This window comes from Pseudomonas sp. NPDC096917, from assembly GCF_044762555.1.
In the GTDB taxonomy this organism is placed as follows: domain Bacteria; phylum Pseudomonadota; class Gammaproteobacteria; order Pseudomonadales; family Pseudomonadaceae; genus Aquipseudomonas.
Genome location: NZ_JBIWEO010000013.1, coordinates 96,776 through 110,464, shown reverse-complemented (window position 1 = coordinate 110,464; position 13,689 = coordinate 96,776). Strand labels below are relative to the sequence as shown.

Below are 13,689 nucleotides of genomic sequence, written 5' to 3'. Positions count from 1 at the left end.
GCTACAAAAAAACATAGTTTCGTGAGAGCAGCCCACTGTGTCATCCCTTTTTTGCTCAACAGGCTCATAGAGAGATTCAATCAGCAAGCATTCACGGAGTGAACATTGACTCAACGCAGAATTTGACCACAGCACAAGTGGGCAAAATGCAGGGTGCACGATGGCCACTCATGCAAAATGCACGAGACTCACACGCACAATAAATCATAAGCGTATGATTTATAAGGAGTTTTTTAAAATCCAATGATGGCACAATCACTGCAACCTCTACTCCATGCAAGCCCTTCATGAGCTAATGGAGCTGAATCACATGAGCCTGATCCAAGAAAAATTCGCGTCTCTGTTCTCGAACCACACCGTCACCGTGAAACCTCGCCCGGATGGCGGCGTATTGCTGACGCTGTGTGACAGCGAAGGTACACAGACACAACGCTCTATTTCTTACGCGCAATTGCACACAGCAGAACAATTGACGTGGGTGATCAGCGCTATTCGTCGTGACCTCGCTGGCACTGCCAGTGAATTGCCGTCGATCTCCCTGCTGCAAAGCCAGCACCGCTTTGCTCTGCCGACCTATCACAGCCGCTGATAAACGCGAGCCTGAATGACTTTAGGCGCGAGCTTGCTCGCGATCTTTTAAGCAGCACCAAGATCGCTAGCCAGCTCGCTCCTTCATATTCACGACTTAAATAGCTGTCGGATCAATCTCGGCAAAGCTGCTTACCGTTAGATGATTGCCCAGCTGCTTCACCCCTTCTCGCGCCAGGCCGCACGTTGGCATGCCCGCTTCATGGGCCGCATCCAGCTCTTCGACGATGTCCGATAAAAACAGGATTTCGCTCGTCGAGCAGCCAATCGCTTCGCCAATGTGCCGATACGACTGCGCCTCGCGCTTGGGCCCCGACGTGGTATCGAAATAGCCACTGAACAACGGGGTCAAATCGCCCGCCTCTGAGCAGCCAAAAATCAATTGCTGCGCCTGGATCGAACCCGACGAGTACACGTATAAGTCATAGCCCTGCTCGTGCCAGCCCGTGAGCGCCTGCACCGCATCCGGGTAGACGTGCCCTTTCAACTCGCCTGCCTCATATCCCTGTTTCCAGATCATGCCCTGCAGCGCTTTAAGCGGCGTGGCCTTGCGGTCTTCGGCAATCCACTGTTGCAGGATCTCGATCACCCGTTCAACGTCCGCCTCCGGCTCACCGCTGTCCATACGCACCGCGCCTAGCTGCTTTGCGACTTCCGGCTCTTCAGCGTGCGCACGGACGAATTCGGGCAGATGTTTGGCGGCAAACGGAAACAACACGTCAAACACAAAGCTGACAGCGCTGGTGGTGCCTTCAATATCGGTCAGGATGGCTTTGATGGGCATACAGGTTCCTTAGTCTTCGAGGCGCGGGAAGCGGCTGGCGATGTCTTCGCCGGTAAAGTTCGCGACCCAGCCCTCAGGGTTGTTGAACAAGCGGATAGCCACGAAATGCGGGTGCTCGCCCATATCAAACCAGTGCGCAGTGCCCGCGGGTACGGAGATCAGGTCGTTCTTTTCGCACAGCACCGCGTAAACAAAATCGCCTATGTGCAAGGTAAACAGCCCACGACCCGCTACGAAGAAACGAACCTCATCTTCGCCATGACGATGCTCGTCGAGGAACTTGGCGCGCAACTCGGCTTTTTGCGGATGGTCACTGTTGAGGCTGATCACATCGACGGTGACGTAATTGCCCTCAGACATCAGTCGATCGATCTGAGCGCGATAGGCGCTGATCACTTCGTCTTGGCTCGCACCCGGCTGAATAGGGGTGGCCGCCTTCCAGCGATCAAAGCGCACGCCGTGTTCGGCCAGCGTGGAGGTGATGTCATCAAAGTGAGTCAGCACCTTATTGGGTAAATCCGGGCTCGATACGTGGTAAACGGACAGGCTGCTCATGGGGCGTAATTCCTCAGCTTCGGCCTGCACTTTCGGCTTTTTCCAAACCGCTCAGGCAGACCGTTTAAATCAGGCGGTGAGCGTCTTCGCAGTGAAGTCAGCGTTAACGGTTGAGCACAGCGCGAGTTTTCAACTCGCATTCAAACAAAAACTCGAAAGCCTCGATCTGGCGCAGGGCATCACTCATACGCGCGCCCCATGTGTAGAGACCGTGGCCACGAATCAAGTACCCCACACAGTCGGGGTGTGCATCCAGCCAGGGCTGAACCTTGCTCGCCAGGCGTTCGATGTCCTGGTCATTGTCAAAAATCGGCACCCGCACTGTCGACTCATGGGTCGCAACGCCACTAAAGGCTTTTTGCAATTCATAGTCTTCAAACTCGATGCTCTCTCCCGGCGTCAAACGCGACAGTACCGTGGCATTCACCGAGTGGGTATGCAACACCGCACCGATCTCCGGGCGCCAGCTGTAAAGCTGTGTGTGTAGCAAAGTCTCGGCCGAAGGTTTTTTGCCCGGCTCAAGGCTGTTACCTGATAAATCGGTGGCCAGTACATCATCAAGGCCCAGCGTGCCCTTGTGCTTGCCCGAAACCGTCAGCAGCGCTTCGGTGGCCGACAGCCGGGCCGAGTAATTGCTGCTGGTGGCAGGCGACCAACCACGTCCATATAAAAAGCGCCCGGCTTCAATGATCTCCAGGCTCAAGTGTTCACGGGTAAGGCTCATGCCCTGTCCTCTTGCAATCGAGTTGCGATGATAACGGCTGCCGCCAGCGCTGCGAGGCTTGCCATACTAAAGGTGATAGTTGGGCCAAGTGTGTTCCAGCTGTAACCGGCATAAAGTGCACCGGCCGCGCCGCCGATTCCTGCCAGGGTGGCATACAACGCTTGCCCCTGCCCTTGCTGGCCGGGACCAAAACTACGTTGCACAAAGCTCATGGCAGACGCATGAAAGCTGCCGAAGGTTGCAGCATGCATCAGTTGCGCCAGCAGCAATACCCATAAGTATTCGGCGAAAGACCCCAGCAATAGCCAGCGCAAGGCCGCCAACGCAAAGCTGGCCATCAAGACTCGGCGCACCGAAAACTTGAGCAGAATGCGGCGCATGGCCAAAAACATCAGCACCTCGGCCACCACCCCCAAGGCCCAAAGCATACCGATCACACCTCGGCTGTAGCCCAGGTCTTCAAGGTGCAAGGTGATGAAGGTGTAATACGGGCCATGGCTCATTTGCATGAGTGCGACGGTGACATAAAACGCCAGCACGCCGGGGCTGAGCAGTTGCTTTACAAAGCCGCCCTCGTGGGATTTTCGCCCCAGTCTCGAGGGCTGAGCATTGGGCACCCAAAGGCTGCACAACACAATCCCGGCCATGATCACGACCAGTGCCACCGGGTAGATATCCAGGCTCAGCCACTCAAACAAGCGCCCCAGAATCACCACCGTGATGATGAAGCCGATCGAGCCCCACAAGCGCACCTGACTGTAACGCTCGGGTTGTTGGCGCAGATGGGCAAAAGTGATGACTTCAAACTGCGGCAGCACCGCATGCCAGAAAAATGCATGCAACGCCATGACCAGCGCCAGCCAGGCGTAGCTCTTGCTGATAAAAATCAGGCTGAAACCGAGCAAGGTGCAGAGCGCACCCAGCCTCACAATCAGCAGGCGCTTGCCGGTGTAGTCGCCCAGCCAGCCCCACAAGTTGGGGGCCACGCAGCGCATCAGCATCGGGATGGCGACCAACTCGCCAATCCGGGCACTGGAGAAACCGAGATGATGGAAGTACAGCGCCAGAAAAGGCGCTGTAGCACCGAGCAAGGCGAAGTAGAAAAGATAGAACCCCGACAAACGCCAGTAGGGTAGAGGCGCCATCGTTGTCAGACCATAGCGCTCAGCAACTCCTGAATCACAGCTGACCCAGCACAGGCGTACTCACGCGCACGTCGGCATTTTGCCCACGATGGCGCAGCAGGTGATCCATCAGCACAATCGCCATCATGGCTTCAGCAATCGGCGTGGCCCGAATGCCGACACACGGGTCATGGCGACCTTTGGTGATGACATCCACCGGGTTGCCGTTCACATCAATCGAACGGCCTGGTGTCGTGATACTCGACGTCGGCTTGAGCGCGAGGTGCGCAACAATCGGCTGGCCCGACGAAATACCGCCCAGAATGCCGCCCGCGTTATTGCTGAGGAAACCTTCTGGCGTCAGCTCATCACGGTGTTCTGTACCGCGCTGGGCAACGCTGGCAAAACCGGCGCCGATCTCGATACCCTTGACCGCGTTGATGCTCATCAGTGCGTGCGCCAATTCAGCGTCCAGACGGTCAAAAATCGGCTCGCCCAACCCCGGAATCACGCCCTCGGCAACGACGGTTATTTTGGCACCGACCGAATCCTGATCGCGGCGCAGTTGATCCATGTAGGCCTCAAGTTCTGGCACCTTGTCCGGGTCCGGGCTGAAAAAGGCGTTTTCTTCGACCGAGTCCCAGGTCTTGAACGGGATTTCAATCGGGCCCAACTGGCTCATGTAGCCACGAATCACAATGCCCTGGGTCGCCAGATACTTTTTGGCGATGGCTCCTGCCGCTACACGCATTGCAGTTTCACGTGCAGAACTGCGCCCGCCTCCGCGATAATCGCGCTCGCCGTATTTATGGTGGTAGGTGTAGTCAGCGTGGGCGGGACGGAACAGATCCTTGATGGCCGAGTAGTCCTTGGACTTCTGGTCGGTGTTACGAATCAGCAAGCCAATGGCACAACCGGTAGTGCGACCTTCAAACACCCCCGACAGGATTTCGACTTCGTCGGCCTCCTGACGCTGCGTGGTGTGGCGGCTAGTGCCCGGTTTGCGGCGATCCAGGTCACGTTGCAAGTCTTCAAGAGACAGCTCCAGGCCAGGCGGACAGCCATCTACAATGGCGACCAACGCCGGGCCATGGCTTTCGCCAGCGGTGGTGACAGTGAACAGCTTGCCGTAGGTATTGCCGGACATTCAGGGCGCTCCATGAAAATCAGCCTATAAACTAAGCTTGGATAACTAAGCGCGCCAGTATACGCAGGCTGCCTCTGTAGTTCATCCTCCAACCTTACTCATCCGGTTTTGTGCAACCGGCACTTCAAGCAATGATGGCGTAATGATGCTGCGAATACTCCTCCTCGTTCTAACCCTGTTCGGCACTCAGGCCTTTGCGGCCCCACCGTCCAATGTATTGTTGCGACCCATTGAGCTGGACACCGGCTCGGGCACGCTTTACGGCTCGCTGGTACTGCCAAAAAGTGACAAACCGGTTCCTGTGGTGCTGCTCATTGCAGGCTCAGGGCCAACTGATCGTGACGGCAACAACACCCAGGGCGGGCGTAACGACAGCCTGAAAAAGCTGGCCTGGCGCTTGGCACAAAACAACATTGCGAGCGTGCGCTTTGACAAGCGCGGTATCGCACATAGCCTGGCTGCCGCGCCAGACGAACGTACGCTGACCCTCGACCAATACGTCGACGACGCCGTGGCATGGGGCAACAAACTCAAAAGCGACCCGCGCTTTAACAAAGTGTTTTTGCTGGGCCACAGTGAAGGCGCCCTTGTCGCCGCCCTCGCAGCACCGCGCATCGATGCCGCAGGCGTGATCTCCATTGCCGGCACCGGACGCCCGGTCGGCCAAGTACTGCGCGAGCAGTTGCAACGCAACAACCTGCCCCCAGCCTTGCTCAAGCGCAGCTTTGAGCTGATCAGCAGCCTGGAAGCAGGTCACCCTGATGACAATGTACCTTCTGAGCTCCAGGTGGTATTTCGCCCCAGCGTGCAGCCTTACCTGATCAGTTTGCTGCGTGTTAACCCTGCTGCCGCGTTTGCTGCACTGAAGATGCCCGCCATGATTATTCAGGGCACCCACGACATACAGGTCGACGTCAAAGATGCGCGCCTGCTCAAGGCGGCCAAACCGGATGCATCCCTCACCTTGGTGCATGGCATGAACCATGTGATGCGCATTGTGCCCATGGACATGAAACGCCAGATATTGTCTTACAACGACCCCAACCAGCGCCTGGCGGGGGAAGTCGGTGATCGAATTGTGCGTTTTATCGCAAAAGTGAACGCCGCTCAGCCCTCCAGTCCTGCGCATAACGGCCGATAAGTCATTGTCGGCCGCCTTGATTTGGCCGACATACCGGGCTTGCACAGGATTCAGCCGTTATGAGCGAAACCCCATCACAACCCGCCGGTTCTGAAGAGCCGGCAATGCCCGAGGCGCTCCAGCGGCTTTGGACTGACGTGCAGCCCGAGCATTTCAGAATGCTGCGGCTGGCCCCTCTGCAGACAGACCGCAGCACCGGCGCGCGCCCCTTGCGCTTTGTGCAATTTGGCTATGCCGAACGCCATAACAAAGAGCTGAGCTTGCTTCGCCTGAGTATTGGATTGCCCGGCCAACAAGTGCGCAAGGAGCAGAATCAACTCGACCTCTGGCTCGACCATGCTGAAAAACGCGTCAGCATCAGTCCCGAGCGAGGACTCGTGATAGAACCCTTGAACCGTGGCATAGGACGCTTTCTGATGGCCCAGGGTGTGCAGTGGGCGCAGAAAAAAGCCTCGCGCTATCGTTTTGAGAGCCTGGACTTGCCCTCCAAGGACGCCTTGAGCGAAGACATGCGCTTGCGCCGCGATCATTGCTTGCGCACGCAGGGGTTTGACGTGGTCTATGAAGATGCCCTGCATCGCAAGGCGCGCATTGAAGCGGGGGTGGTCGGGGATTTGTACAACACTTGGAACAGCGAAAAAATCCAGTTCATCGAAATTCTTGACGCGGCTCAGATGCTCCAGCAAGCCGAACAGCACCTGCAGGAGAAAGAACTTAAGCTGCGCGAAAAAGACGAAAAAATCAGCAAGTACCAACGCGAAGACACTGGCTTGCGCTTCACCATCACCTGCCTCGTCGCTTTCGCGGTGTTTCAGGCAGCGCTGCTGATCTGGATTGCGACCCACCGTTGATCGCTTCACCAGCAGTCACTGCTGTCCAGGCAGGCACTGGATGAAATGCCTGCCCGCCCTGGCTAACTTAACGTCCAACCAATCGCGAATGTATCGCGTATTGGCCAATCGAAAAGATGTTTAGTGCTTAGATTCGCTCAGCAAACAGTGCTTGATGCGTCCGACATTGCTCTGCGGACAGCATAAACACGCCGTGTCCGCCACGTTCAAATTCCAGCCAGGCAAAATCAACTTCCGGGTACAACGCTTCAACATGAACCTGGCTGTTACCCACTTCAACAATCAACAAACCCTTCTCGGTCAAATGGTCTGCGGCTTCTGCCAGCATTCGGCGAACCAGGTTCAAACCGTCATCGCCACACGCCAGGCCCAGCTCGGGTTCGTGCTGATATTCGGCAGGCATATCGGCAAAATCTTCAGCATCAACATACGGCGGATTAGACACGATCAGGTCGAAACGCTGACCCGGCAAACCGTCAAAACCGTCGCCTTGCACCGTGTAGACGCGCTCATCAACACCATGACGCTCGATGTTCTGGTTGGCCACCTCAAGCGCTTCGAACGACAGATCAGCCAGTACCACTTCGGCATTCTGGAACTCATACGCGCAGGCAATACCGATGCAACCCGAACCCGTGCACAGATCGAGAATGCGTGCAGGTTCAGTCGCAAGCCAAGGTTCAAAACGGTTTTCGATCAGTTCACCAATCGGTGAACGCGGAATCAACACGCGCTCATCAACAATAAACGACATGCCACAGAACCAGGCTTCGCCCAACAGATAAGCCGTCGGTACGCGCTCTTCAATCCGACGTTTGAGCAAATGTTGCAGGTTAACCAATTCATCGTCTTCAAGACGGCAATCGAGGTAGCTGTCCGCAATTTCCCAAGGCAGGTTCAATGCCCCCAGCACCAGTTGACGGGCTTCATCCCAGGCGTTGTCGGTACCATGCCCGAAGAACAGATCTTCCCCATGAAAGTGGCTAACGGCCCAGCGAATATGGTCGCGCAATGTGCGCAGGCGGGAAGTGATCAACGGTCTTACTCCTCAAAATCGACCCATGATTCTAACAGCCAAATTCTGACGCGGCTAAAGTTGTGCCCAGCGGCCCCAAAAAAGCCCTTCACAAGCACTCTTCGCGCACACCGGAAACGGAATAACGCTTCGTTTCAGAGGTTTATTCACTCTACCGATCGTCCTTGACATCGCTGTAGGCCAACAACGGCGTGGCTTACACGACTAGCCATTCACATAAACGCTCTGCCAGTGGAGAATGTCACAAAAGCCCCACTCAAAGGAGCCCCCGAATGTCCGCTTTAAAGACGATGTTTCAACTCACTGGGCGTGGTTATGCCGCAGCTAGTCTCAACAATGCCAGCCTGCTGATTATCGATGCGCAAAATGAATACCTGAGCGGCCCGCTGGCCCTCTGCGGCATGGAAGCCGCGACCGCCAATATCGGCCTTCTGCTTGAAGCAGCCCGCAAGGCGGGGCGTCCGGTGATCCATATTCGCCACCTGGGCACTGTTGGCGGCATGTTCGACCCGCAAGGCCCACGAGGCGAATTCATCGCAGGGCTTGAGCCTAAGGCCGATGAAGTCATCATCGAAAAGCGTATGCCTAACGCTTTCAACGACACCGGCTTGCAGTCTGCCTTGGAAAAACTGGGCCCACTGGACTTGATCGTCTGCGGCTTCATGAGCCACTCCAGCGTCAGCACCACCGTGCGGGCCGCCAAAGACTACGGCTTCCGTTGCACCCTGGTCCAAGACGCTTGCGCCACCCGTGACCTGCCGACGCCTGACGGTTTCATCAGCGCGGCAGATGTGCAAAGAACCGAGATGGCGATCATGAATGACAACTTCGCCACCCTCACCCTGACTAAAAATCTGATTTGATGTGATCCTGTCACTGATAGGCGGCCTGCTTAAACCGCCTATCTACCCCCTGTCTTCCCGACATGCGAAGTTCCGGTTTTCAGAGCACCTGAGGAACAACCTCCCAATGTTCCTGTCGAAGGGCCGATACCCTATAAGGAAAGATCGGAATGAAGATCTCCGATGGTTTTGATGCACGACGCCTGCGTCCCAAAGAACACCGTAACTGGCGCGCGCGTTTTGCTCTGGCCTTTGCCGGCCTGCTGACAGTGCTGGGTGCGTTGTTGCTGCTGGCCGGGGCCAGTAGCCTGATTGGCCACCCAAGTGCCTTGGGTGAACTCAATAACAGCGCGACGGGCGCTGCGCTGGTCTTGGTCACCGGCTTACTGGTCAGTTGGTTGGGCATAGGGCTATGGCGTCGTTGTCGACGCCGGATGCGGGCACCATTTGGCTTGAACATCGCTCCACACCTGATGAAAAAGCGCGACTGAGGCACATCCCCCGCCCGATTGTCGTCGACTTGGGTAAACTGTGCGCCCTTCGCGGAGGCTGACATGCAAGACGACGACTTTTCCCTGTTCAAAAACGAAATTCGCGGTGTTAAGCCGATCAAGCATGATCGCGCTGACACCGGCAAACCCAAAGCTGACCGCGCACAGATGGCCAAACTGCGCCAAAACGCAACCGTGCGTACTAATGTCACGATCATTGACGGTCTGTCGGACCAGTTCGTGATTGATGTCGGCCCCGAAGATCAGCTGCATTGGGCCCGCGATGGCGTGCAAGAAAGCCAGATGCGCAAGCTCAAGCTGGGGCAGATCAGTTTCGAAGGCAGCCTGGACTTGCACGGCATGACCGTCGAGAAGGCCCGAGAAACCCTGTGGGAGTTTCTCAGCGAAGCTACACGCCTTGAAGTGCGCTGCGTGCGCGTCACCCACGGCAAGGCCGTGCGGCTGGACGGTAAGCGCCCAATGATCAAGAGCCACGTCAACACGTGGTTGCGCCAGCACTCACAGGTGCTGGGATTCTGCTCTTGCCAGGCCAAACATGGTGGTGCTGGCGCCGTTTACGTGATGCTTAAACGCACCATGATGGAAGGTCGCGACGAGTAACTGCGCATCACCCCACTTGCAGCGCCGTGCCAGCCCCCGTACCCTTGCCCTTTGCGAAAAATCCGACAGGTAGATTAATGTCCCTGGAACAAAACTATACCGCGATCCTCGGCCAGCTCGGTGAAGACGTTTCCCGTGAAGGCCTGCTGGACACGCCAAAGCGTGCCGCCAAAGCCATGCAGTACCTTTGCCGCGGTTATGAGCAGACCCTCGAAGAAGTCACCAACGGTGCCTTGTTCAGCTCTGACAACAGTGAAATGGTGCTGGTCAAGGACATCGAGCTTTACTCGTTGTGCGAGCACCACCTGCTGCCGTTTATCGGCAAGGCTCACGTTGCCTACATTCCGAGCGGCAAAGTGCTGGGTTTGTCTAAAGTCGCACGCATTGTCGACATGTACGCCCGCCGCCTGCAGATTCAGGAAAACCTGAGCCGCCAGATCGCCGACGCCGTCATGCAAGTGACCGGTGCGCTGGGCGTTGCAGTGGTGATTGAAGCCAAACACATGTGCATGATGATGCGCGGTGTCGAGAAGCAAAACTCGTCGATGATCACATCGGTGATGCTGGGCGAGTTCCGAGAAAACGCGGCAACACGCAGCGAGTTTCTCAGCCTGATCAAGTAATACAGGCACAAAAAAAACCGGCGTTCATCGCCGGTTTTTTTTCGCCAACCAATTTCAGGTAAGCTGCGCCCCTTCTTAACTTGCCCATGAGGCTTTTACCGTGGTTATCAAAGCGCTTCGCATCGGCCTGGGTCAGTTGATCATCGCTGGCGATTTCATTACCCGCCCCAGCAAAAAACAGCGCCCTGCTGCTGCCCAGGCACAGGTAGATCAGGCTGCAAAAAACCTGACCCTGTACCAGTTCCACGCATGCCCGTTCTGCGTCAAAACCCGCCGCACCCTGCGCCGCCTGAACGTACCGGTGGCCCTGCGTGATGCCAAGAACAACGAACAGGACCGCCAGATACTGCTTGAGCAAGGCGGCAAGATCAAAGTCCCTTGCCTGCGCATTGAAGAAGACGGCAAGACCACCTGGATGTACGACTCCAAGGTGATCATTGATTACCTGAACCAGCGGTTTGCCAACGTTTAAAGAGCCAAAATCAGTAACGGTGTAGGAGGAACGCATCAATTCGCGTGAAGCCTTTCATGCGTTCCTTCGTAAATGACCAACCAGCATAACGGTGTTGGTTGATCATTTACTGGGCGAATGGAGTCAGTTGGCGAGCGCATCATCTGGAGGCGGCTACAAAACGACCAAACTTATTGCCGCCAAGTGAACAATGGTCAAGAGGCTGCGATGAGCTAAGGGTCCAAAGAGCTCTGCCACCGGGCTGTCAAACCGCTCTACCCCCTGCCAAAGAACATTGATCACAGGTCAGCCCGTCGCGAATTTATGCCTGCGCACCTGCCGTAACGGTAATTGGCAGATCCCGAACTCATAAGATGTTGGCCAGAAGCCGATTAGGGTTTCCTCGAATAGACCTATCGCCGCCTTTTTTTGTCGATCGGTTTAAGGTTAAGGTGCGCTGGCTGCCAGTTCCGCCTCGCGGGCGGCGATGGCGAGCTCTAACTCTGGGGACCGCTTGGCCCATTGTTCGGGCGGGAGGGGTTTTGACCATTCGATAAAGCTTAGAGCTCCAACTATTGAGGTAAGGGGCAAACGATAACGTATGCGTAAAGACACCGTCCTTGGCGGTGAGCCAAATAAATTTGGTACTGTTTTAAATGGCCCACTTAGGCGCAAGCCTTGACCTTGTTCATAAGGGATCCATTCGCAACAACTAGAACGTAGCCAGTGATCACCTATAATTGATAAATCCAAGCGCACGCCTGTAGGTTCTGCTCCTGGCAAATCAATCGTTAGGTGATTAATAAATCGAAGCGGGATGCCTATCACTAAGAAACTCCATACTGGACTCTGCGTGACCGACTCATAGCTAACTCTAGGCATATAAATAATTTCGTACAGCCAGTTAAGCTCACTTTGCTGATCATCAAACGAAATAGAACTTAAATCTTTTGCACGCGAATACCCCCAACAACTACTTAGAAAATTTTGCATAACCGCTTGCTGAAAAAACCAAGCGACAAGATAAAGTACCCCCAACACTGCCATCAAAAAATTAAGCGGCCCCATCCAAAACAAAAAGCTTCTCAGAGCCATCTCACCAGTCAAATTTCCAACAATAGCCCGAAGAGTACTGACCAAACCGTTAATTGCCACAGCAGCAAAAGTAGGAATTTGCCCAGCCACCACGTTCTTGCGCATTTTTAGCCACGGTTCTATAGATCCATGGGCATTTTCAATTTGTTTTTGTAAAGATGAAAACTCCTTAACAGCTGCAGCGAATGATAGCCCCCCCAATTATCGCTCCTAAGAGAGTCAATACGGGAGCAGATGCTCGACCAAAAGAAAAAATCGCTGACTTATTTATCTGACTATTAATTACTGCAACCAATGCTGCCCCGGTATATAGTGTCGCCGACCAAGTATCGTTGATACGCTGCTGATCCATCCCCTCCAGAACTTCAGCCTGCACCAGATAATTACTGGCATTCCAACTATTGAGCAGCAACGCTGTCAAGGCGATCAAACCACCACTATTTTTAACTGCCACAGAGTCAACAATTTTTGAAACGTGACCATGGCCGATGGCTTTACCCGTGGTGTTAACCCATTGGCTAAAATCTTCCGCTGCCTTGCCGAATTGTTTTAAGACCTCATATTTGCCTTGGCTAACTAATCGTAGGCCAATTTGGTGAGCGGCTCGAGTGACAGCCATGATGGCCAGCCAAGGCCCTTTCAGCGGTTCCCCTGCTTTGCTGCTAAGCAATAACAGTGATGCGCTCAAACGTTTTACTAGGGTGTTCCAAAGACTACTAGCGTTGCCCGCCATAGCACTGAGGCCAGACAGGATATTGATACCCTCTGGCCCCAGTACCTTGCTCATTGCAGCTATCGCATTGGCCTGATTTTCCATACTCAGCGCCGCAACCAACTCAACGGCACGACTGCTGGTATTGACCGCGCCCTCAAGTGTCGGCCTCCAGCCGTAAAACAGCTGCCGCAACGCCCCTCCATCCCCACTGCGCACGTACTCTGCATATTGCTCTGCCCCGACGTTGCGCAAGCACTGGGCGCTCAGGCACGCCAAGGCCAACTCATCGAGCCATTAGCGATGTTCGCTATCGTGGTAATCCACAAACCACGTGCCGCTGTGATGTCGCAGCAAAGACACGCCACGGTCGGCATAGAGGGCTTCGTGCCGTTGTTTCAGGAGATAAAAATGGGCAGGTGCGATGTGGTCTAGCCACAGGTTCATGGCAGACAGGTCAATGTATTGCTCAACCTTGTCGCTGGTATGAGTATTGTCTTTGTTACTAAGTTTGCTGACCTGGTACTCGAGCACCATTTCCATAATCTGGTCATGAAACTTCAGTGGGATAAACCCACTGTGGGCGATGCGATAAATCTGCCCGTGGATGCCATGCCCTTGTCGATCAAACCCAAGAAAGGCCGAAGTGTGCAGCAACGCTTCGAGGTCCAGATCAGCGCGATCACACACCAGTTCGACGTCAAACGAGAAGGGGCTGCTGATCGCTTCGTCACCGCTGAATGCCAGCACCTGGACCGGGTGAGCGCATGCAGTGAGGGTCAGGCTGAACGTAGTGTCGCGAGCAATTGCGGGCATCCATGGCTCCTCAGGCGTAAGGGCTCACTTGCGAGGAAGCAGCCTCAACACAAAGGGATGAACGCTAAAGGATGGACGCGGGAGTGGA

At 55.2% G+C, this 13,689-nt stretch carries 17 protein-coding genes; 8 read left to right on the top strand and 9 right to left on the bottom strand.

Features of this window, described 5'->3' with window-relative positions; translation table 11 throughout:
* Positions 1-310: 310 nt before the first annotated feature.
* Positions 311-589 (top strand): DUF3509 domain-containing protein, encoded by a 279-nt coding sequence (locus ACIQYF_RS16610; protein ID WP_402863925.1) that lies wholly within the window; start codon positions 311-313, stop codon positions 587-589.
* 96 nt (positions 590-685) lie between these two features.
* Here ACIQYF_RS16610 and mtnC read toward each other — a convergent pair whose 3' ends face one another.
* The 5 genes from mtnC to aroC all read right to left on the bottom strand — a co-directional run bounded on the left by mtnC (position 686) and on the right by aroC (position 4,922).
* A complete protein-coding gene (gene mtnC / locus ACIQYF_RS16605; protein WP_402863922.1) occupies positions 686-1,372 on the bottom strand; it encodes an acireductone synthase in 687 nt (228 codons plus the stop codon).
* Between the two features lie 9 nt (positions 1,373-1,381).
* On the bottom strand, positions 1,382-1,927 hold the full coding sequence (locus ACIQYF_RS16600; protein WP_402863919.1) for a 1,2-dihydroxy-3-keto-5-methylthiopentene dioxygenase: 546 nt from the start codon (positions 1,925-1,927) through the stop codon (positions 1,382-1,384).
* 103 nt (positions 1,928-2,030) lie between these two features.
* The gene (locus ACIQYF_RS16595) at positions 2,031-2,651 is read right to left on the bottom strand and encodes a methylthioribulose 1-phosphate dehydratase (protein WP_402863916.1); all 621 of its coding nucleotides are present in this window, start codon (positions 2,649-2,651) and stop codon (positions 2,031-2,033) included.
* Positions 2,648-3,796, bottom strand: a complete 1,149-nt coding sequence (locus tag ACIQYF_RS16590; protein WP_402863913.1) for an MFS transporter — start codon at positions 3,794-3,796, stop codon at positions 2,648-2,650. The genes ACIQYF_RS16595 and ACIQYF_RS16590 overlap by 4 nt, the downstream gene beginning before the upstream one ends.
* Before the next feature lie 34 nt (positions 3,797-3,830).
* Positions 3,831-4,922, bottom strand: coding sequence for a chorismate synthase (aroC, locus tag ACIQYF_RS16585; protein ID WP_322240516.1), 1,092 nt, complete (start codon positions 4,920-4,922; stop codon positions 3,831-3,833).
* 142 nt (positions 4,923-5,064) lie between these two features.
* On the opposite strand from aroC, the gene ACIQYF_RS16580 reads away from it, so the two are divergent.
* Together ACIQYF_RS16580 and ACIQYF_RS16575 are read left to right on the top strand one after the other, a co-directional pair.
* Complete coding sequence (locus ACIQYF_RS16580) at positions 5,065-6,063, top strand: alpha/beta hydrolase (RefSeq protein WP_402863908.1); 999 nt, start codon at positions 5,065-5,067, stop codon at positions 6,061-6,063.
* 59 nt (positions 6,064-6,122) lie between these two features.
* Positions 6,123-6,914 carry a hypothetical protein gene (locus ACIQYF_RS16575; RefSeq protein ID WP_402863905.1) on the top strand — a complete coding sequence of 264 codons (792 nt, stop codon included), beginning with the start codon at positions 6,123-6,125 and terminating at the stop codon, positions 6,912-6,914.
* Between the two features lie 127 nt (positions 6,915-7,041).
* On the opposite strand, the gene prmB is transcribed toward ACIQYF_RS16575, so the two are convergent.
* On the bottom strand, positions 7,042-7,950 hold the full coding sequence (prmB, locus tag ACIQYF_RS16570) for a 50S ribosomal protein L3 N(5)-glutamine methyltransferase (protein ID WP_402863902.1): 909 nt from the start codon (positions 7,948-7,950) through the stop codon (positions 7,042-7,044).
* 272 nt (positions 7,951-8,222) lie between these two features.
* Between prmB and ACIQYF_RS16565 the strand changes: the two genes are divergently transcribed.
* From ACIQYF_RS16565 to ACIQYF_RS16545, 5 genes are all read left to right on the top strand, one after another.
* Positions 8,223-8,813: a cysteine hydrolase family protein gene (locus tag ACIQYF_RS16565; RefSeq protein WP_402863899.1), complete on the top strand. Its 591-nt coding sequence runs from the start codon at positions 8,223-8,225 to the stop codon at positions 8,811-8,813.
* Between the two features lie 149 nt (positions 8,814-8,962).
* Entirely contained in the window at positions 8,963-9,283 is a 321-nt protein-coding gene (locus ACIQYF_RS16560; RefSeq protein WP_402863896.1) for a hypothetical protein, read from the top strand.
* A gap of 63 nt (positions 9,284-9,346) precedes the next feature.
* A complete protein-coding gene (locus tag ACIQYF_RS16555) occupies positions 9,347-9,904 on the top strand; it encodes a Smr/MutS family protein (protein ID WP_402863893.1) in 558 nt (185 codons plus the stop codon).
* Positions 9,905-9,981: 77 nt separating this feature from the next.
* Positions 9,982-10,527, top strand: a complete 546-nt coding sequence (gene folE, locus ACIQYF_RS16550; RefSeq protein ID WP_003442011.1) for a GTP cyclohydrolase I FolE — start codon at positions 9,982-9,984, stop codon at positions 10,525-10,527.
* Between the two features lie 100 nt (positions 10,528-10,627).
* Positions 10,628-10,999, top strand: coding sequence for a glutathione S-transferase N-terminal domain-containing protein (locus ACIQYF_RS16545; RefSeq protein ID WP_402863889.1), 372 nt, complete (start codon positions 10,628-10,630; stop codon positions 10,997-10,999).
* Positions 11,000-11,425: 426 nt separating this feature from the next.
* Here ACIQYF_RS16545 and ACIQYF_RS16540 read toward each other — a convergent pair whose 3' ends face one another.
* From ACIQYF_RS16540 to ACIQYF_RS16530, 3 genes are all read right to left on the bottom strand, one after another.
* Positions 11,426-12,274, bottom strand: coding sequence for a hypothetical protein (locus ACIQYF_RS16540; RefSeq protein WP_402863886.1), 849 nt, complete (start codon positions 12,272-12,274; stop codon positions 11,426-11,428).
* Positions 12,243-12,980, bottom strand: coding sequence for a hypothetical protein (locus tag ACIQYF_RS16535; protein WP_402863883.1), 738 nt, complete (start codon positions 12,978-12,980; stop codon positions 12,243-12,245). The genes ACIQYF_RS16540 and ACIQYF_RS16535 overlap by 32 nt, the downstream gene beginning before the upstream one ends.
* A gap of 102 nt (positions 12,981-13,082) precedes the next feature.
* Positions 13,083-13,601 carry a hypothetical protein gene (locus ACIQYF_RS16530; protein ID WP_402863880.1) on the bottom strand — a complete coding sequence of 173 codons (519 nt, stop codon included), beginning with the start codon at positions 13,599-13,601 and terminating at the stop codon, positions 13,083-13,085.
* Positions 13,602-13,689: the final 88 nt, after the last annotated feature.